Annotated in this window: 19 protein-coding genes; 2 read left to right on the top strand and 17 right to left on the bottom strand. The window is 63.5% G+C overall.

The features are described from left to right. The first annotated feature begins 5 nt into the window (after window positions 1-5). Window positions 6-836 carry a response regulator gene (locus G3574_RS08185; protein WP_235953172.1) on the top strand — a complete coding sequence of 277 codons (831 nt, stop codon included), beginning with the start codon at window positions 6-8 and terminating at the stop codon, window positions 834-836. A gap of 48 nt (window positions 837-884) precedes the next feature. Here the strand turns inward: G3574_RS08185 and G3574_RS08180 are convergent, their stop codons facing one another. The 17 genes from G3574_RS08180 to G3574_RS08100 all read right to left on the bottom strand — a co-directional run bounded on the left by G3574_RS08180 (window position 885) and on the right by G3574_RS08100 (window position 17,278). Next, window positions 885-1,796, bottom strand: a complete 912-nt coding sequence (locus G3574_RS08180) for a type II secretion system F family protein (RefSeq protein ID WP_163961884.1) — start codon at window positions 1,794-1,796, stop codon at window positions 885-887. A 28-nt stretch (window positions 1,797-1,824) separates the two neighbouring features. Continuing rightward, a complete protein-coding gene (locus G3574_RS08175) occupies window positions 1,825-2,814 on the bottom strand; it encodes a type II secretion system F family protein (RefSeq protein WP_163961882.1) in 990 nt (329 codons plus the stop codon). Window positions 2,815-2,827: 13 nt separating this feature from the next. Continuing rightward, on the bottom strand, window positions 2,828-4,174 hold the full coding sequence (locus G3574_RS08170; RefSeq protein WP_163961880.1) for a CpaF family protein: 1,347 nt from the start codon (window positions 4,172-4,174) through the stop codon (window positions 2,828-2,830). Between the two features lie 57 nt (window positions 4,175-4,231). Then, window positions 4,232-5,386 (bottom strand): AAA family ATPase, encoded by a 1,155-nt coding sequence (locus G3574_RS08165; protein ID WP_163961879.1) that lies wholly within the window; start codon window positions 5,384-5,386, stop codon window positions 4,232-4,234. Window positions 5,387-5,406: 20 nt separating this feature from the next. Beyond that, on the bottom strand, window positions 5,407-5,832 hold the full coding sequence (locus G3574_RS08160) for a TadE/TadG family type IV pilus assembly protein (RefSeq protein WP_163961877.1): 426 nt from the start codon (window positions 5,830-5,832) through the stop codon (window positions 5,407-5,409). Then, window positions 5,829-6,257, bottom strand: coding sequence for a TadE/TadG family type IV pilus assembly protein (locus G3574_RS08155; RefSeq protein ID WP_163961874.1), 429 nt, complete (start codon window positions 6,255-6,257; stop codon window positions 5,829-5,831). Before G3574_RS08155 ends, G3574_RS08160 begins: the two co-directional genes overlap by 4 nt. An 8-nt stretch (window positions 6,258-6,265) precedes the next feature. Next, window positions 6,266-7,483: a pilus assembly protein TadG-related protein gene (locus G3574_RS08150; protein ID WP_163961872.1), complete on the bottom strand. Its 1,218-nt coding sequence runs from the start codon at window positions 7,481-7,483 to the stop codon at window positions 6,266-6,268. Window positions 7,484-7,655: 172 nt separating this feature from the next. Further along, window positions 7,656-7,865, bottom strand: a complete 210-nt coding sequence (locus G3574_RS08145) for a Flp family type IVb pilin (RefSeq protein ID WP_163961870.1) — start codon at window positions 7,863-7,865, stop codon at window positions 7,656-7,658. A gap of 79 nt (window positions 7,866-7,944) precedes the next feature. Further along, window positions 7,945-8,154 carry a Flp family type IVb pilin gene (locus tag G3574_RS08140; protein ID WP_163961868.1) on the bottom strand — a complete coding sequence of 70 codons (210 nt, stop codon included), beginning with the start codon at window positions 8,152-8,154 and terminating at the stop codon, window positions 7,945-7,947. Window positions 8,155-8,264: 110 nt separating this feature from the next. Further along, window positions 8,265-8,549 carry a hypothetical protein gene (locus G3574_RS08135; protein WP_163961866.1) on the bottom strand — a complete coding sequence of 95 codons (285 nt, stop codon included), beginning with the start codon at window positions 8,547-8,549 and terminating at the stop codon, window positions 8,265-8,267. A gap of 36 nt (window positions 8,550-8,585) precedes the next feature. After that, window positions 8,586-10,076: a type II and III secretion system protein family protein gene (locus G3574_RS08130; protein ID WP_163961913.1), complete on the bottom strand. Its 1,491-nt coding sequence runs from the start codon at window positions 10,074-10,076 to the stop codon at window positions 8,586-8,588. 54 nt (window positions 10,077-10,130) lie between these two features. Then, a complete protein-coding gene (cpaB, locus tag G3574_RS08125) occupies window positions 10,131-10,979 on the bottom strand; it encodes a Flp pilus assembly protein CpaB (RefSeq protein WP_163961864.1) in 849 nt (282 codons plus the stop codon). Between the two features lie 35 nt (window positions 10,980-11,014). Next, on the bottom strand, window positions 11,015-11,599 hold the full coding sequence (locus tag G3574_RS08120) for an A24 family peptidase (RefSeq protein ID WP_163961862.1): 585 nt from the start codon (window positions 11,597-11,599) through the stop codon (window positions 11,015-11,017). 42 nt (window positions 11,600-11,641) lie between these two features. Then, window positions 11,642-11,788, bottom strand: coding sequence for a hypothetical protein (locus G3574_RS08115; protein WP_163961860.1), 147 nt, complete (start codon window positions 11,786-11,788; stop codon window positions 11,642-11,644). Between the two features lie 325 nt (window positions 11,789-12,113). Next, the gene (locus G3574_RS08110) at window positions 12,114-14,945 is read right to left on the bottom strand and encodes a bifunctional diguanylate cyclase/phosphodiesterase (RefSeq protein ID WP_163961858.1); all 2,832 of its coding nucleotides are present in this window, start codon (window positions 14,943-14,945) and stop codon (window positions 12,114-12,116) included. A 201-nt stretch (window positions 14,946-15,146) separates the two neighbouring features. Beyond that, complete coding sequence (locus tag G3574_RS08105; protein WP_163961856.1) at window positions 15,147-16,268, bottom strand: PA0069 family radical SAM protein; 1,122 nt, start codon at window positions 16,266-16,268, stop codon at window positions 15,147-15,149. A 110-nt stretch (window positions 16,269-16,378) separates the two neighbouring features. Continuing rightward, window positions 16,379-17,278, bottom strand: coding sequence for a DMT family transporter (locus G3574_RS08100; RefSeq protein WP_163961854.1), 900 nt, complete (start codon window positions 17,276-17,278; stop codon window positions 16,379-16,381). Between the two features lie 232 nt (window positions 17,279-17,510). On the opposite strand from G3574_RS08100, the gene G3574_RS08095 reads away from it, so the two are divergent. Then, window positions 17,511-17,870, top strand: a complete 360-nt coding sequence (locus G3574_RS08095) for a CzcE family metal-binding protein (RefSeq protein WP_163961852.1) — start codon at window positions 17,511-17,513, stop codon at window positions 17,868-17,870. Window positions 17,871-17,918 lie beyond the last annotated feature (48 nt).

The raw sequence follows: 17,918 nt of genomic DNA, 5'->3' as shown, positions 1-17,918 counted from the left end.
TAACCATGAATCCGCCGAACAAGACCATCCGCGTCATGCTGGTCGACGATCATCCGATGATGGTCTGGGGACTGTCCAAGCTGATCCAGGGAGAATATCCGCGCATGGAAGTCGTGGGCGTCGCCACGCGTTCCGAGGAAGCCCTCGCCCGGGTGGCCAGCCTGGCGCCGGACGTGATCGCCCTTGACCTGGACCTGGGCGGACAAAACACGATCGACATCCTGCCCGAGTTGCTGGAGGCGCGGCCGGCGAGCGTGCTCATCCTCACGGCATCGCGCGACCAGGCCCTGCTCGACCTCGCCGTCGTGCGCGGCGCGCGCGGCGTGATCAGCAAGGACGCGCCGGCGGACCAGATCCTCAAGGCCATCGCCAAGCTCAATGACGGCGAACTCTGGCTGGACCGCGAGACGATGAGCCGCGTGCTGGGCGGCCTCGTCCGCCCCGCCGGCGACAAGGCCGCGGACCCCGAGCGGATGAAGCAGGAGGCGCTGACCGACAAGGAACGCAAGATCATCCACACGCTGGTCGAAAACGGCGGCCTGCCGCACAAGGCGCTGGCGCAGCGCCTGTTCATTTCAGAGCATACGCTGCGGAATCACTTGACGTCGATCTACCAGAAGCTGGAGGTGGGGAACCGGCTTGAGTTGTATGTCTATGCGATGAGGCATCGCCTTGGTTCGAGCGCGAAAGGCGGGCCGGACGAGCCCGCAAGGCAAGCGGCGGCGGAACTGGTTCTCCCGGCGGACTCCAGGGAAGCGACGGCGGCGCGTGGCCGCATTCGCAGGAAGATCGCCGCGGTCGTGCCGGCAGGGCATCAGCTGTTCAGGAACCTGTGATGCGGCGCCGGCGCATGCGGGTGCCGGACTCGCCCGGACGGAGCGCCGTCACAAGCCGTTGGTCAGCATCGGCACGACCGTACGGATGACCTGGATCACCGCCGGTCCCAGCACCACCATCACGATGGACGGGAACACGAACACCACCAGGGGAAACAGCATCTTGGTCGGGACCTTGGCCGCAAGCTCTTCCGCGCGCATCTGCCGTTTGTGGCGCAGGTCGTCGGAAAACACCCTGAGGGATTCGCCAATGCTGGTCCCGAACCGGTCGGCCTGGGTGAGCATCGTGGCAAAAACGGAAACTTCATCGACGCCAGTGCGCAATGACAGATTGCGCAGGGCCTGCTCGCGTGCGCCGCCAGCCCGGATTTCCAGGTTGGTCAATTGCAGTTCCTCGGCGAGCGGCAAGCACTTGATCTTCATTTCCTCCGCCACCCGGGTCAGCGCCGCGTCGAGTCCGAGGCCAGCTTCGACGCAAACCAGCATCAGGTCGGCCGCATCGGGAAAGTTATCGAAGATTTCACGCTTGCGGCTCTTGGACTTCAGGTGCAGGACCATGTTCGGCAGGTAGCAACCGAACAGCGCCGCCGCCATCAGGAACATCGTCAGCGTCAATCCATCCATCTGCGTCGTGGCTCGCAGCGCGAGGAAGGCCAGGCCGGAAAAAAGCAGCGGGAGCAGCGTCTTGACGCCGAAGAAGATGAAGCGCGCATCGAACTGTCGAAAGCCGGCGTTGATGAACTTCACCCGCAGCGGCGACGTATCCCAGTCGCCCGCAGGCGCCGACAGGCGGGCGAACGGCCCCACCAGTCCGACCAGGGCTGGCCTCCATTCAAGACGTTCTTCCTTTCCGCCCAGCGCATCGAGCCGCTGCTGTACGCGATCGGGCGATATCAACAGGTAGACCGCCAGCAAGGCAGTGGTGACGGACAGGAAAATGAGAATGGCAAGGATAATCATGTTGGCGGCTCCCCAAGGGGCATGGTGTTCAAACACGGATCCTGACGATCTTCACCAGCAGAAGTATCCCCAGGAACATCATGACCAGCAGCGTCTGGATGATGCTGATGCCGATCGGGTCCGTCCAAAGCGGAGACATGAATTCCGGATTGAAGAGGTATAGCAGGCCGGCCATCGCGAAGGGCATCACGCCGAGTATCCAGGCTGACAGGCGTCCCTCGGAAGAGAGCACCTTCACCTTCGCCAGCAGTTTCAGGCGATCCCGGATCAGACGGCTCAGGTTGCCGAGCACTTCCGTGAGATTGCCGCCCGACTCGCGCTGTATCAGCACCGAGATCACGAAAAACCGCAGGTCGGTCATGGGAACGCGCTGGCTGAGGTTTACAAGCGCCTGCTGCATCGATACGCCGAAATTCACTTCGTCCGCAACGATGCGGAATTCGCCGGCGATCGGCTCCGCCATTTCCTCGCCCAGCATCTGCAAACCAGAGGAAAACGCATGGCCGGAACGCAGGGCCCGGATCAGCAGGTCCAGGGCATCCGGCAGTTGGTGTTCGATGCGGCGCAGCCTGCGGTGCCGCTTGCGCTCGACGTAGAGGACGGGAAGGGTAGCGACAATCATCGCGATCAGCGCATTCCATAACAGCGATTGATGTACCAGGGAGAGCAGAAGCATGAAGCTGCCCGCGCCGGCGGCAGCGCAAGACAGCACCAGGCGCGACACCGTCCAGCCGAGGCCGGCCTGGTGGATGAACCGTTGCAGGCGATGCGCCCGCGGCAGGTCCAGCAGCAGCTTTTCGATCGCCGGCACCTCGCTGAGCAAGCGCTGCTTGAGTATCCGGGCCTGCTTGCTCGTGTCGCGCGAGGCCGCAAGGGCGCTGATCCTTTCCTCGATTCTTTTCGCGGCAGGCCCCTTGTACGACTTCCAGAGAAGGTAGGCGGCCTCCAGCGCGAGCAGGACGGTAACGAAGACCATGACGGTCATGACCAGGAACGAATTGCCGAGTATCGATTGCATGGTCGCGCCTTCGTCAGTGGTAGCGTTTGTTCGGATCGAATATGGCATCCGGCAAATGGATGCCGAACGATTCCAGCCGCTCGGCGAACTTGGGCCGGATGCCCGTCGCCTGGAAGTGGCCGACGGTGCGCCCTTCGGCATCGATGCCTGTCTGCGCATAGGCAAAGATCTCCTGCATGGTGATGATGTCGCCTTCCATGCCGGTTATCTCCTGGATGCTGGTGATCTTGCGCTTGCCGTCGGTCAGGCGCAGGCCCTGGATCACGACGGTGATGGCAGATGCGATCTGCTGGCGCGAGGCCTTGTGCGGCAGGTTCAGGTTTGCCATGCTGATCATGTTTTCCAGCCTGGACAGCGCATCGCGGGGCGTATTGGCGTGGATGGTCGTCAGCGATCCTTCGTGGCCGGTGTTCATCGCCTGCAGCATGTCGACCGCTTCCGCGCCGCGCACTTCGCCGATCACGATCCGGTCCGGGCGCATGCGCAGCGCATTGCGCACCAGCGCCCGCGCCGTCACTTCGCCCTTGCCCTCGATGTTTGGCGGACGGGTTTCCATCCTGACCACATGGGGCTGCTGCAGCTGGAGTTCGGCGGCATCCTCGATGGTGACGATGCGCTCCGACACCGGAATGTAGCCGGAAAGGATGTTCAGCAAGGTGGTCTTGCCCGCGCCGGTTCCGCCGGAAATGAGCATGTTGACCTTTGCGCGGCTGAGCCCCTCCAGCATCATGGCCATTTCCGGCGTCAGGCTGTGCATTTCATGCACCAGGTTTTCCATCTTCAGCGGAATGTGCGCGAATCTCCGGATCGACATCATCGGGCCGTCCAGCGCGATCGGCGGGATGACGGCGTTTACCCGCGAGCCGTCGGGCAGCCGGGCATCGACCATCGGACTCGACTCATCGATGCGGCGCCCGACCAGCGACACGATCTTGTCGATGATCCGCAACAGGTGTTTCTCGTCGGTGAAGGTGACGTTGGTCAGTTCAAGGCGACCCTTCTTCTCCACGTAGATCTGGTCGTAGGAATTGACCAGGATATCGGACACGTTCGGGTCGGCCATCAACAGTTCGATGGGGCCGAAGCCAAGCATCTCATGCTGGATGTCCCGGATCAGGGTGCGCCGCTCGAAGTCATTCACCGCCGCCTGTTCCTCATTGAGCAGGCGTTCCACCGTGGAGGCGATCTGTTGCCGCAGTTTTTCCGGCGGCAGCGTTTCGAGCGCAGACAGGTCGAACTGGTCAAGCAGCTTCAGGTGCATGCGGCTCTTGAGCTGCTTGTAGGCCTCGGTTTCACCCTGGCTCGCGAGCGGCTCGACCGTATCGGTGCGAAGCGCGTTCAATTTTTCGCGGAACGACATGTCATCATTCTCCATTCAAAAGCCGGATCGGTGCTTGCGCCGCCGATGCGCCGGCCATCATGCGCGCTTGAACAATCTCTCGAAGACGCCGCGCGTCTCATTCTGCCTGGGGCTCATGGCAAGCGCGAACTCGGCCAGGTTCCTGGCGACAGCATTCGATTTCGCAATCTGGATCAGGGCGTTGCCGTGGTTGATCGAGGTGCTGACATCCTTGTAGGAGTTCGGCACGGTATGCATGCTGTGCGTGCCAAGGGAGCGGCGGATCGCATCAAGACCGATTTCGCCATTTTTTTCGAACCGGTTGACGATCAGCTCGACCTTGTCGGCCGGATAATCCAGCGACCGGAAGACGCCGATCAGCCTGGCGGCATTGCGCAGGTGCGGCAGGCTTGCCTGGATGACGGGAAAGATCCGGTAGGCGCGGTCAAGTGCCTTGATGGAGACGGGGTCGAGCGTGCGCGGCAGGTCCAGGAGAACGAAGTCGTATTGCGCGCCGGCGATCTTGAGAATCGCATCGACATGCTCCGGCTTGACCTCCATTGCCTGGGCCGGATCTTCCGGAGCGGCCAGGATGCTGTAGTTGGGCGCGGCGCGGACCGCGCTGGCCCCGAGAAACGAGGCATCGAGCCGGCGTATGTCGCGCGCCACATCGGCGATCGTGACTGGCGGCTTGCCGTCATGGACGAAGGAAAGGGCGTCACCGAACTGCAGATTTAGGTCGATCAGGAGGACGTTCTTCGATTCGGCAAGCTGGTAGCCGAAATTCGTCGCGAGGAAGGTCGCGCCGCTGCCACCCTTGCAAGGCATGAATGCCAGTACCTTGCCGGTGCCGGGTCCCTGCTGGGTCGCGGCAAGCTTGGCGGCGACGCGGCCGACCGCGGCGAGCAGCACGCCTGCCTCGACGGGCGAAGGGAGAACTTCCCGAACGCCGGCGCGCATCGCGCTAAGCAGGAAATCCGGCGACGTGGTCGCGCACAGGAGAATGACGGCGATATTAGGGAAGTGCGTCGTCACATGCTCGATGTGATCAAGCTCGCTGGCGTCGCAGCACATGCCTTCCACGATCATGAGGTTGGGCTGCTCCTGTTCCGCGATGCCGCGCATCCTTCGTTTTCCTCCTTCCACTTCGACGACGGTATGGGCGGCTGCCTGCAGGGTCAACGTCATGTGATGAAGGTTGTCTTTGCTGGGTGAAATCAGGGCGATCTTCATGTTGGGTTTCCTGTCGCTGATCAGCAGATGGTGTTGCTATTCGGGTCCTGTCGCATCACTTCGCGCGGCAGATAGGTGGAAAAGCCAGGCATCGGGATGTTGCGCGCGGCCGCGCCCGGAATGGGCGATATCCATCGGAAATTCAGGCCGGTGACCGCCACGTTGACGCCCTGGCAGGTCGCGGTGGTGCATCCAGCCGGGTCCCATGCGACGCTGATGGCCGAGATCTGCGGCAGCATGTTCTGCATCTTTGCCAGCACGGCCGCCTGGTTCGCCGTGCTGTCGCATACGACGGCGTAGCGGGCGCCGGCGCGGGTTGCTTCGTTTGCCGCGTTCCACGTGAACAGCATGCGCGAGAAGTCCAGTATGCCCAGCAGGAACATGAAGAAGATGAGCAGCACGAAGGCGAACTCGACGACGGCTGCGCCTGACTGGCGTTTTTTCATAGCGGACTCCGCATGGTGGCGCTGATGGGACTGAAGGCGAAGTTTCCGAAATTGATGCCGAAGGCGCTGGGCATCATGGAACGGAAGGTATAGCCGGTGACGCTGATCGTCACGAGATTCATGACCGGATAGGTGCCTGCCTGCGTCCAGGTCGGGTCCGGCACGTTCGCCGCGGTGAGGCCCAGCGCGAGCGGATTGCCGGTTCCCGCCGTATTGCCATAGACCACGAGGTTCCTGGCTTGCGCGGTGCCGGTATTGGGCGGCTGCATGGACAGGTAACGCGCCGCGTCGCGCACCGACTTCGTGATGGTGTTGTACTGGTAGAGCGCCCGGCCGAATTCGGTGACGATAAAGGTCAGGATCAGCAGCAAGGGAAGGATCAATGCGAACTCGACCAGCGCTACGCCGTTTTGCCTCGATGTCATGGCGCACCTCATCTCACCAATACAGGCACGAGCGGCCCGGCCGTGCCGCCCGGGATGCCGTTCGTCGTGCATGGGCTGCCGGGGCTGCCTGCATTTCCCCGGAATTCGAGCTTGGCGTCCGACATCGGCACGGACAAGGGATGCAGCATCAGCATGCATGCATAGTCGATGATGCGGTTCGAACCATTGACGACCGGCACGGCGACCAGCCTCCGGTTCTTGCCATAGCGCTGGTGCTCGCCGTTCGGCCCCGCGGTTGCGACGGTCTGGAAGCCGCCATTCATGCGCAAGCCGGTAACGGACTCGCAATTGCTTACCGAGGTGCCGCAGTTGGCGAAGACTGTCCGCTTGCTCATGAAGTCGTTGAAGGCGTCCCGACCGCTGGCCCAGTCTGTGGTGGTATAACTGTAGCCGGTAAAGTCCGGCGCGTTGGCAGCGGGGCTGCTGTTGTTTTTATAGATGCCGAAGCGCGCATTCCATGCATCGGCGACCGAGGTTTGCACGCCAGGCGTGCCCAGGGTGTCGCCCACTTTCGTGCCGCAGGTGCCGTTGAGTTCCCTTTCGGTTTCAGAGGCGCTGTTGCTGCCGTCCAGGTTCGCCCAGCCGATTTCGCCACCAGTCGCGGCATTTTGTGCCTGGATGAGCGTAACCCATTCGCCGACGTTGAATCCGTAATTGGGCGCGACTCCACCGGCCTTGGGCTTGAGCGCGACAGGAATCGAGCAGGCGGTTTGCGCGCTCGCGCGCGTGGCGACGGCGGAAGCAACCACGTTCTGCGTGGCAGGGTAGGTCGCGGCATTTCCGGAAAACCCTCCCATGGCCTTCAGCAGCCACATCGGCACGTTAGGCTGGGTGTGCTGGCACTGGGCATACTTCGCGGCGGCGCCGCTCGCCGTTGGCGCGTAGGCCGAATCCTTGAAGGTGATGTCGGCGTCGATGATGTTGCCCATGCCGCTCCAGTTGGCTGACTGGAGATTGACGCGGTTCAGGTTGCCCGCTGCTCTTCCGGCGTTACGGGCACGCGCGGGAACGTCGGTATTGCCGTCAAGTTCCTGCGCGGCCGCCAGCGCGCAGCTATCCATTGCGGTCTGCAATTCGGTCTTGACGATGAATAGATGGCCGAAGTCGAGGGCGAATCCCATGAAGCCAAGCAGGAAAAGAAGCAGCAGGGCCACGCTCAGGATGACTGCTCCGCGTTCGCGGCGACGTTTGGCAAGGTAGACCATGTGTTGACCTTTTGATCGCGGACCCACCCGTGTCCGATTTTCGGCATGCCGCGTACAGGGCTTCCCCCCCTTGCGGGGATGGCGGCGCGGTGTGGTCGTTGAAATGGAAAAGGCAGGCGATGCAAAGTGGTTGGCTGGTCATTGCACCGCCGCCCGTCCGGGTTGGTTCAAGTCAGGTACATGCCGCGGTGGTCAGGCAGGTCGTGACGCGCGTGATGAACGTTGCGAACCCGCCTCCGTTGGCGGTAAGGGCCTGGAGCGCGGCAACCAGTGCGATCGAGACGACGGCGATGATCAATGCGTACTCGATGACCTGGGCGCCATCCTCTTCTCTGGAAACGGCCAGGAGCATTTGCTTGAACAGGTTGAAGAAGTGGTCCATTTGAGTTTCCTCTCGGGTAAGGCCTGAACCAGGATGCCTGTGCCGGTCGAACCACACTGGCATCATGGCGAGGTTGTCGTCAGACGCATGCCGCGGTCGTCAGGCAGGTGGTCACCCGCGTGATGAAAGTCGCAAAGCTTCCGCCGTTGTTGGTGAGCGCGCGAAGCGCGACGACCAGTGCGATCGAGACGACGGCGATGATCAATGCATATTCGATGACCTGGGCGCCATCGTCTTCCTTGGAAAAAGCCAGGAGCAGTTGCTTGAACAGGTTGAAGAAGTGGTCCATTTGAGTTTCCTCTCGAGGGTGGGTTGTGAAGTAGAGCGCCTGCGCCGGTGCTGCCTTGCCATCAATCCGGTCATGTCGGCGCGCAACATGGCCGGAGGATTCCGTCCGGGCTACCTGCCGTTGCCGTTGGCGGTGCTGATCGCCCCGCCGATGTTGATCACCGGGACCGCGGGAGGCGGTTCCTTGAACGAATTCGTGTAAACCACGGCTGTTTCCCTGGCCTCCTTGCCATTCAGGCCCAGGGCCTGGTCGCCTTGCTTGCCGGCGCCAGGGTTGAGGGTCATGTCCTGCTTTGCCTGGCGCAGCGCGTTGCCGAAGCGCGCGTCGTAGTGCGGCGTAACCGTCGCGCATCCCGCGGTCATGATGAGCATTAGGGCAGTGGCGATCCTGTTCATGTTGCGTTCCTTGTTCTGTGTCGGGGCTCGGGGGGATCAAGGCGCCATCGGCGTGGACGACGCCGGCGTGGCACTCTCCAGGCTGCCGTTCATGTACACCTCGCCGCGGCTCGGTACGACATGGTTGTCGGTCGGCAGCCGCGGCTCTTCCGGAAGCGGCTTGACCAGCCTGGGCGTCACGACGAACATCAGTTCCGACTGGTTGTTCTGGAATTCGGTGCTTCGGAACAGGGCGCCCAGGACCGGCACCTCGCCCATGCCCGGGAAGCGCTTGACCGTCTCGTTGACGTCGTTGCGGATCAGGCCCGCGATGACCAGGCTCTGCCCGTCGTTAAGCTGTACCGTGGTGTCTGCCCGCCTGACCGTCAGCGATGGCAGGACCGAGGTAATACCGTTGACCGTCGTGAACGGCGAGCCTGTCTGGGACAGGTCGGAGACTTCCGATGTCAGCTTCAGGTTGACGCGGTTGCCTTCGAGTACCGTCGGCATGAACTTCACGCCGATGCCGAACTCTTTCTCCGTCAAGGTAATGATCGGCGTGCCGGTAAGGTTGGTCTGCGCGGTGGGGATGAAGATCTTGCCGCCCGACAGGAAGCTGGCATGCTGGCCGCTGATCGCCATGATGTTGGGCTCGGCCAGGATCCTTACCAGGCCGTCGTCCTTCTGGCCGTCGATGGACAGCGCCGTGCGGCCGACGCGCAGCGCCTCGACTAGCCCGCCGCCGTTGCTGAGGAAATTCGAGAGCAGCGAGTAGGTGTCGGTCCCGCCGTTACCGCTCCTCCTGATGCCGACCGAGGAACCCAGCTTGTCGAGCAGCGTCTTGCTGACCTCGGCGATCTTCACTTCCAGCATGACTTGTTGCGGCGAGGTGACGCGCAGCATGTTGAGCACCTTCTTGCCGTCGCCGTAGGAGGTGGCGAGCGCCACAGCCTGGTCCACCTTCAGCGAATCGCTGACATTTCCCGTCAGGACCAGGGCATTTTCCGCGCCGCGCACCTTGATCCCGGGTTCGCCCGGCATGAGTTCGGCCAGCACCGACTGCAGGGCGCCTGGATCGATGGTGACGATAATGTCCTTGACGTGGCAGCGGCCGTCGGCTCCCTGCAGCACCACGTTCATGGCGCCCGCCTGCCGGCCGAGTACGAAGAGCTCTCTCGGACCCAGCAGCGAGATGCTGACTTCGGACACGCCGTCGTTGCCCGCTCCGGCAGCGGCGGGGGGCGGCGCAGGCGGGGCGGCCGCGCCGGCGGCATTCGCTTCGGCGGCTGGCGCCTGCGGTGCGGCATTTGCCCGCACGGTGGAACGGTTTCCGCCGATGGCAATGCGCACGACCGGATAATCAAGCGGCACCACGGTCGATTTTCCGAGCGTCGCGACCGCCGGCTTGTCGACGACAGTGCCGGCGCATTGCTTGATGCCGGCGGTGTAGGTTGCCTGTCCTCCCGGAGACGCAACGTTGGGCTTGCGGGCAGCAGGGCTGCTCTGCGCACTGGCGTAACCGGCGACGAGGAGCGCGGCCAGCAGCATGATGTGTTTCGGATTCTTGCGCACGTTTGAGCTCCGTTTCAGTGCCAGGGGCCGTTATTGAAAGCAGCTCAGCGACTTGCTGCCATCCTGCATGTGGATCACCTCGACGCAGGGGCCGGACCGCGCCGGCTTCGGACGCGCCGGCCTGGCGGCGGCCGGCTTGGCTTCGGCGACGATCTTTTCGACGGGCGCTTTCACGACGCCGAACAGCTCTCCCTTCGTGATGCCGCCGGTGGCGACGGTCTTCTTGTCGATCTGGTTGCGCAGGACCAGCGACAGGGTGCCGACGCTGCGGGCAAGGTCGAGCTTTTCGGAATCTTCGAGAGACAATTCCAGGGTCACCGCGCTCACCACCTTGGGCTTGGTGTCGTCACGGCTCGCTTCCTGGGCAACGGCCAGCACGAGCACGTTTTCCAGCACCGTCTTGCTGATGTGCTTGCCGTCGGAGGACCGGCCATCGTGGTCCTGCTGGGCATTCACCATGACATCCACATAGGTGCCCGGCAGGGCGAAGCCCGCGACGCCGACGACGTCGTTGACCCGCACCGTCATTGCCCGCTTGCCGTCCGCGATGACGGCGGAAAGTCCGCCGCGTGTTCCCACCGGCGCGAGCTTCCCCTCCAGGATGGCTTCCCCGCGCACCAGGCCTACCTTCACCACCCGGTCCTGCATCTGCTTGATGTCCTGCAAGGCGCCCGGCGGCAGGGCGTTGCTCGGCCAGTCCACCGTGGAGAGCATTTCCGGATTCAGCTTGCTTCCGGGGTCGATATCCATGGCGGCAACGATGATCTTGTTGGCTGCGACATTGGCGCGCTGCGCCATCCACGAGGCCGCGTAGAAGGCGGCCGCGAGACCCGTCGCGATCGCGAGTAGGAGGAATACGAATGCCTTGACGTTTTTCATGGAGTGCCTCTCGAAACTTCAATGAAAGCCTGCCTTCACAGGAAACCAAGCTGTCTTGCAACCAGATAGGCGATCGTGCCGACGGCGATGCTGACCGCATAGGGCAACCTGCCCACCGAAGCGCCCGGAGCTACCTGCATGTTCGGCAGCATGCCGCCCGACGCATAGAACGCCGCGCTTTGGCTGATGTTCTTGATGTTGGTGATCATCCGGCCCAGCGAGCGCCTGAACAGCGCCACGCCCAGCGCCGCCATCCCACCGACGACGAACGAACAGACGATGGCCGGCAGGACGCCGCCCGCGCCCAGGAAAGTCCCGGACATGGCGATCAGCTTGACGTCGCCCGCGCCTGTGACCCTCAGCACATACATCGGCAACATGATCGCCAGGCCGATGGCCAAACCGCCTAGCGAGGAGAGAAAGCCTGCTTGCGGCGAAAACGGAACCGCGATGCTGTACGCCAGTCCGAACAGGGCGCCCGACATCGTCAGCCAGTTGGGGATGCGGTAGGTGCGAAAGTCGATGACCGCGGCAACGATGAGCAAGGCCATGAGCACGTCCGTGCGCAGATCGGCCAGCAGCATGGCAAGCAAGGTCAGAAACGCGTCGAGTTCATTCATCTTTGGATTCGCATGTCAATCGCACGGGTCGATCGCAGAAGATCAATTGCACTTTTCCAATGCCAGCAACAGCATCGTGCCCACCACGATCGCGAGCAGGCCTACCAGCAGGAATTCCATCAGCGACGTACCGGTTTCCTCCGCCAGGAAACTGGCCACCGGAAGCGGCAGTGTGTTGATGAATCGCATGCGCTGCCTCTTGAGGTATCCGCTGCACTGCCGGCACGTCGAAGGTGATTCGTTCGTCGGGTACTTGGGTTGAATGATAGGCAGCGGCCCGCGCTCGCGCATGGGGCGGGTGTCACGAATTGCGTGGGATTTTCAGCCTGTTTCGAAGAGGGCCGGGCGGGACAAAGCGCCGGGTGGCTTGCAGTGGGACTGGTACAAATGTCCTGGGTGGCGGGCAGGAAACCGCTTGTCTTGAGAACGACGGAGACGGAGATGTGATTCCCGCCAGCGCGGGAGTGACGGGGCAGCCGGCGGCAGCGGCGGCCGTCATCGCCGGGCACCCCCGCTACCGCTTCGGGTCCCAGATCCGCCTGACCCGCTCCCAGCCTTCGGTGCTCGTCTTCTTCTCCCACTGCTCGTGATACCAGCGGGTGAATTCCGCCGCCCTGAGCGGCTTGCTGAACCAGTAGCCCTGCGCCTGGTTGCAGCCATGCTCTTCCAGGTAGAGCAGCGCATCTTCCGATTCGATGCCTTCGCCATGGACGTTCAGGCGCAGGCTGCGGCCGAGGCCGATGATGGCTTCCGTCACGGTCCGGCTGGCTTCGTCGCGCTCGATGCGGCGCACGAAGGATTGGTCCACCTTGAGCTTGTCCAGCGGCAGGCTAGTGAGGCTGCTCAGGCTGGAATAGCCGGTGCCGAAATCGTCGAGCGCGACCTTCACGCCAAGCGCCTTGAGGCGGGTCAGGATGCGCACCGCATCCTCGACGTTTTCCATGATCGCGCTTTCCGTCACTTCGATTTCGAGGTGGCGGGGGTCCATGCCCGTGTCCGCGATGATTTCGCTGAGGCGGTCGATGAAGGAGCGCTGGCGGAACTGCAGGGGAGAGACGTTGATGGCGATGGTCATGGTCATTCCCTGCCGCAGCCACTGGACGTGCTGCTGGCATGCCTGGATGGCGACCCATTCGCCCAGGCGTCCGATCAGGCCGGCCGACTCGGCGATCGGAATGAAGCGGTCCGGCCCCATGTCGAGGAAGGCGCCGGTCAGGCGCAGCAGCGCTTCGGCGCCGACGACCTTGCCGTTCTTGAGGTCGATCACCGGCTGGTAATGCAATTCCAGGCCGTCGCTGCCGATCGCGTCCCGCAGCCTCGCCTCCACCGACAAGGCCTGTTCGATGCGCCGGTCGAGCTCGGGCGTATAGAACTGGTAGTTGGAGCGGCCCGTCTGCTTCGCCTGGTACATGGCCAGGTCGGCGGCATGGATCAGGCTGCTGACGGTGTCGGCGTGTTCAGGGAAGAAGCTGATGCCGATGGATGGCGAGACGGTCAGTTCGAGGGCGTTCAGGCGCATGGGCCGGCTGATGTTGGCCAGCACGTGCTGGGCCACGGTTTCCGCGCGGTGGCGCACGCCGTCGGCATGCGGCAGCACGATTACGAATTCATCCCCGCCCAGCCTGCCGACCAGGTCTTCCTGGCGTGTGGATTGCCGCAGCCGCTGGGCCACTTCCTGCAGCACCCGGTCTCCGGTGTCGTGGCCATACAGATCGTTGATCGGCTTGAAGCGGTCGATGTCGATATACAGTAGCGCGCCGCCGCCGTGCCCGCGCCGCGCGGCGGCGACGAGGCGCTCGCAGTATTCCATCACGAGCCCGCGATTGGGCAGGCCGGTAAGAAAATCATGCAGGGCGGCGTCCCGAAGTTTTTCGCGGGAATCGCTCAGGAGCCGCTCGGCATGCTTGCTTTCGGTGATGTCCTGCAGCATGCCCTGCATCGCGACCACATCGCCCTTGTCGTTGCGCACCGGGCTGCCCCGGGCATTGAGCCAGACCGGATGGCCCCGGGCATGGTTGGCTTGCATCTCCAGGTCATAGCTCTTGCCCGTCCGGATCGCATCGTGCCAGGCGGCCTCGAATTGCGGCCAGGATCCGGTCGCGAACGCAGTATCGCGCAGCGTCGCGAAGGAAACGATGTTCTGGCCGAGGATGTCCTTGAGGCTGTCCGAGATCCTGAGTTCCCCGGTCGCGAGATCGCAGTGCCAGGTGCCGAACCGCCCCAGGCGGTGCGCTTCGGCCAGTTCGTCTGCACGCTCCTGCAAAAGCGCCGCCGCGCGGTCGATTGCCGCGGCAACTTCGGCTACTTCAGCCACTTGGGCCACTTCCTTGACCCGCGCCCCGGGATGCGGCTCGGCGCCGCCCTCGCCAAGCGCGAGCGCCGGCCCGGTCAGGGCATTGACCGCATGCGCGATCCGCTCGCTCATGGAACGGGCCAGCATCAGGCTGATAAGCAGCACGATGGACGCGCCCAGCCCGAGCACGGAAAACGTCTGCAGCAGGTCGAGCTGGATGAGGCGGTGGGGAATGCCGATCGCCACGCCCCAGTGCGTGACCGCGGACCGGCTGAAGGATGTCTGCACCGCGATGCCTTCGCGGCTGGTCGCATCGACCGTTCCTTCCGCCGCCGAGAGCAGCGTATGCACCAGTCGCTCGTTTGCCTTCTCGCCCACGAATTTTTCCGGTAAATGGGTGCGCCCGGCGATCGTTCCCGTGCCGTCCAGCACCGCCGCCATCCATTCCTCCGGCAAGCCTTGCGACTTGACCAGCGTGTTGAAATCCTTGGGCAGGATGCCCACGCCAAGGGCGTAGGCCACCTTGCCATCCAGGAAAACCGGCACGTCGACGCTCATGATCGGGCGCTTGTACACCGGGCTGATGAAGACATCGGAAAACGTCGGCCTTGCCGTGGCAAATACCCCGCGGACGTGTTCCGGATCCGGTTGCCCGGGCAGGGCGCCGCCAAAGGCAATGGCGGTATTAAGAACCTGCCTGCCCGCCGCGTCGCGCAGCACGACGTTCGTTCCCAGCCCCGAGAGGGTGATGGCGGCGCGCGCCTCCTCGTGGAAGCCGGCGAGATTGCGCGCGGCGAGGTTGTGCGAGGTCGACAGGGTTTGCGCCAGGGCCTGGGCCTTGAGCAGGTGATTGTCGACCGCGAGGGCCATGGCGCGCGCCGTCTGAATGGTGTTCTTCCTCTGCTGCGCGAGGCCATCCTGGTATTCGTAGATGAACAGGAGGATCGCGCCGACGATCGCGGGCAGCAGACAGGCCAGCACCAGCCGGGTCAACAAGGTCCGGATGGGCCAGGTGGTGGCCTGGCTCATCGTGCGCTCCCGGGTGCGGTGCACGGCCGTCTCATGCCCGTGCCGCGCGCTCGCCGGACCATGCGGGCGATGCTGGCTGAACAGGGGGAGCCTGGCGCTGGGGCGGGCATGGACGGTTAAAAGATTTAACTGTTAGAAACAGATGCCGGGAATTTATTTAAACGCCAAACCCGGACCGGTGGCATGACGCCGGTCAAGGCGCCCGAACGCCCGGGCGTCCCGCGCTCAGAAAAGATTCAACTGCGGATTAAACTGCGGCGTGGCGGGGGCCGGCCTTTCCCGCTCGGGTTTCTCGAACAGGGTGCAATCGAGCGCGGCGAGGTCCCTGGCGCGCGTCGTCAAGCCGAGCCGGTTGGCCGCGATGTCGAAGCGTTGCCGGATGAGCTGGGCCCAGACGCCGCTGCCCGTCATCCGCGAATGAAAGCCGGGATCGTTTTCCCTGCCGGCGCGCATTTCCTGGATGCGGTTCATCACCCGCCTGGCGCGGTCAGGGTAATGCGCTTCCAGCCATTCCTGGAAGATAGGACTCACTTCGTTGGGAAGCCTCAGTACGATGTAGCCCGCGCTGACCGCCCCGGCCTCGTGCGCGGCCTTCAGGATGCGTTCGATGTCGGGTTCGGTGATGAAGGGAATGACCGGGGCGATGTTGACGCCTACGGGGATGCCCGCGTCGGCGAGCGCCTTGACCGTTCTCAGCCTGCGCAATGGCGTGGTCGCCCTCGGCTCCAGTTTGCACGCCATGTCGGCGTCGAGCGTCGTGATGGTGATCACGACGTTGCAAAGCCGGCGTTCCGCCATGGCCTTCAGCAGGTCGATGTCCCTTTCGATCAGCGACGACTTGGTGATCAGCGAAACGGGATGGCGGGTCTCGCACAGCAGTTCGAGGATTTGCCGGGTGATCTTCAGCTCGCGTTCGATGGGCTGGTAAGCGTCGGTATTCACGCCGACGGCGATGGGTTCCGCGACATAGCCGGGACGGGAGAGAAACGTGCGGAGCAGCCCGGCGGCATTCGTCTTGGCGAAGAGCCTGGTCTCGAAGTCGAGGCCGGGTGACAGCTCGAGGTAGGCATGTGTCGGCCGCGCATAGCAATAGGCGCAGCCGTGTTCGCATCCGAGATAGGGATTGATGGAAAGTGAGAAGGGAATGTCTGGCGACTTGTTGCTGCTGACGATGCTCTTGGCCTGGATTTCCGTCACCTGCGTCTGGATGGCCGGCGCAGGCTCGTCATCCGCGGCCCAGCCGTCGTCCACCGCTTCATGGGTGGTCTTCTGGAGACGATGCTCGACATTCGAGGCGATGCCCCTGCCTTTCAAGACCGCGATCGGCCGCAGCGGCTCCGTTTTCATGGCGTCATCTCCCTTCCAGAACATGCGCCATGATACTGTATTTTTATACAGTTAAGCTTGTACGGTGCAAGGTCTCCGGAAGGATGTAGAACGGCTGCCGGCGGAAGCCTTCACTTCCGGGACGACAAGAGAATGCCGCCCACGATCAGCGCGAACGCGATGCCGTGATAGCCATGGGGCAGCTCGCCCAGGAAAGCCGAGGACATCACGGCGGCGAAGAGCGGCGTGAGATTGTTGAAGAAGCTGGCAATGCTCGGTCCGACGCGCTGCACGCCGGCACCCCAGCAGCGGAAGGCGATGATCGCCGGGCCGATGGCCACATAGGCCAGGGCAGCCAGCAAGGCTGGGCTCCAGGCAATGCTTCGTCCGGTCACCGCCCATTCCCCCGCCGCGAAGGCGCCGGACCAGACCGTGCCGTACACCACCTGGGCCAGCAGGAAATGCGCCCAGCTTTGCTTCAATTGCGCGAGGCCGGTGGAACGCGTCAGCAGCCAGCTGTAGAGCGACCAGGAGATCGTGGCGAAGATCATGAAGATGTCGCCGGGCACCAGGCGCAAGGAAAGCAATTGCTGCCAATCCCCCCGGCTGAGCACCAGCAGCACGCCGGCGACGGACAGCAGCGCTCCGCCGACCTGGCGGCGCGATACCGGCGATGAAAAGAACAGCCGGCCGATGAGCAGCATCCAGACCGGCATGCTTGCCGCAACCAGCGTCACGTTGATCGGCGTCGAGCTTTGCAGGGCGAGATACTGCAGGGCGTTATATAGGCCGATGCCAAGCAGGCCGAGCACCGCGAGCGTCTTCCTCGCTTCCCACAAGCCGCTGCCGCGCCGGAAGATCGATTGGCCGAGCGGCAACAGGATCAGCAGCGCGATCACCCAGCGCAGGAAGTTCAGCATGATCGGCGGCACCATGTCGTGCACCAGCCTGCCGACAATGGCGTTGCCCGCCCACAATAGCGGGGGGACGAGCAGCATGAGGGCGGTCGCCGGGGTGAGCTTCTGGTTCATCGGGAATGAAAAACGCGGTATCGACAGGTGCGCCAGATTAGCCGATTTTCAAGATTTCGGCAGATGCCGGCAGGACATGCGCCGGAACTGCGCTGCGTCATTGGTGTCTTGATGTAAAGATGAGCAAAGGTCAACCGGCCGACCGCCGCCGGGCCTAAGCTTGCCTCCTGTGTTACATTGCCGGTCCTGACAGAAGCCAACCCCAAGTCGCCAACACGACTGCCGTTCCACCATGAAGCGTGCCTCCATTCCTGCGCTTGTTGCTGCCTCGTCGGCCATCGTTGCCGCCCTCGGCATCTCCGGCTGCGCCGCGCCCGAGCCGCGGCTGGAGTTGCTCGGCAGCCCGGCGAACGTGTCCGCTGCGGAGCGCGTCGTGGTGATCGAACCGCAGACCCGCCACGTCAACATCGAAGGCGGCCAGATCGTGCGCTTCGACGTCGGCCAGAAGAGCTTCGCCTGGCATTTCATGCTGGGCGCCGGGCAGCGCACCGTTCCCCTCGAGCGGGTCGCGCCGCCAGGCGTGCTCGATCATCCGGTGACCGCCTATGTGTCGCCGGACCTGCGCTACATCGGGGGCGGAGACAAGAACTGACGAAGGCGCTGCCCATGCCGCGATGCCGGCCGGGACGCGCCCACCCGA

Origin of the sequence: Noviherbaspirillum galbum (genome assembly GCF_010974945.1) — a bacterium.
GTDB lineage: Bacteria > Pseudomonadota > Gammaproteobacteria > Burkholderiales > Burkholderiaceae_D > Noviherbaspirillum > Noviherbaspirillum galbum.
The sequence above is the reverse complement of the archived record's forward strand: the minus strand, read 5'-3'. Positions and strand labels throughout refer to the sequence as shown.

Bases quoted from the DNA above. Each gene is read 5' to 3' on its own strand.
- G3574_RS08135 (WP_163961866.1), bottom strand. From the start codon at position 8,549: ATGAACAGGATCGCCACTGCCCTAATGCTCATCATGACCGCGGGATGC.
- G3574_RS08095 (WP_163961852.1), top strand. From the start codon at position 17,511: ATGAAGCGTGCCTCCATTCCTGCGCTTGTTGCTGCCTCGTCGGCCATC.
- G3574_RS08165 (WP_163961879.1), bottom strand. From the start codon at position 5,386: ATGAAGATCGCCCTGATTTCACCCAGCAAAGACAACCTTCATCACATG.
- G3574_RS08130 (WP_163961913.1), bottom strand. From the start codon at position 10,076: ATGCTGCTGGCCGCGCTCCTCGTCGCCGGTTACGCCAGTGCGCAGAGC.
- G3574_RS08175 (WP_163961882.1), bottom strand. From the start codon at position 2,814: ATGCAATCGATACTCGGCAATTCGTTCCTGGTCATGACCGTCATGGTC.
- G3574_RS08160 (WP_163961877.1), bottom strand. From the start codon at position 5,832: ATGAAAAAACGCCAGTCAGGCGCAGCCGTCGTCGAGTTCGCCTTCGTG.
- G3574_RS08140 (WP_163961868.1), bottom strand. From the start codon at position 8,154: ATGGACCACTTCTTCAACCTGTTCAAGCAACTGCTCCTGGCTTTTTCC.
- G3574_RS08105 (WP_163961856.1), bottom strand. From the start codon at position 16,268: ATGAAAACGGAGCCGCTGCGGCCGATCGCGGTCTTGAAAGGCAGGGGC.
- G3574_RS08180 (WP_163961884.1), bottom strand. From the start codon at position 1,796: ATGATTATCCTTGCCATTCTCATTTTCCTGTCCGTCACCACTGCCTTG.
- G3574_RS08100 (WP_163961854.1), bottom strand. From the start codon at position 17,278: ATGAACCAGAAGCTCACCCCGGCGACCGCCCTCATGCTGCTCGTCCCC.
- cpaB (WP_163961864.1), bottom strand. From the start codon at position 10,979: ATGAAAAACGTCAAGGCATTCGTATTCCTCCTACTCGCGATCGCGACG.
- G3574_RS08115 (WP_163961860.1), bottom strand. From the start codon at position 11,788: ATGCGATTCATCAACACACTGCCGCTTCCGGTGGCCAGTTTCCTGGCG.
- G3574_RS08155 (WP_163961874.1), bottom strand. From the start codon at position 6,257: ATGACATCGAGGCAAAACGGCGTAGCGCTGGTCGAGTTCGCATTGATC.
- G3574_RS08185 (WP_235953172.1), top strand. From the start codon at position 6: ATGAATCCGCCGAACAAGACCATCCGCGTCATGCTGGTCGACGATCAT.
- G3574_RS08120 (WP_163961862.1), bottom strand. From the start codon at position 11,599: ATGAATGAACTCGACGCGTTTCTGACCTTGCTTGCCATGCTGCTGGCC.
- G3574_RS08145 (WP_163961870.1), bottom strand. From the start codon at position 7,865: ATGGACCACTTCTTCAACCTGTTCAAGCAAATGCTCCTGGCCGTTTCC.
- G3574_RS08150 (WP_163961872.1), bottom strand. From the start codon at position 7,483: ATGGTCTACCTTGCCAAACGTCGCCGCGAACGCGGAGCAGTCATCCTG.
- G3574_RS08170 (WP_163961880.1), bottom strand. From the start codon at position 4,174: ATGTCGTTCCGCGAAAAATTGAACGCGCTTCGCACCGATACGGTCGAG.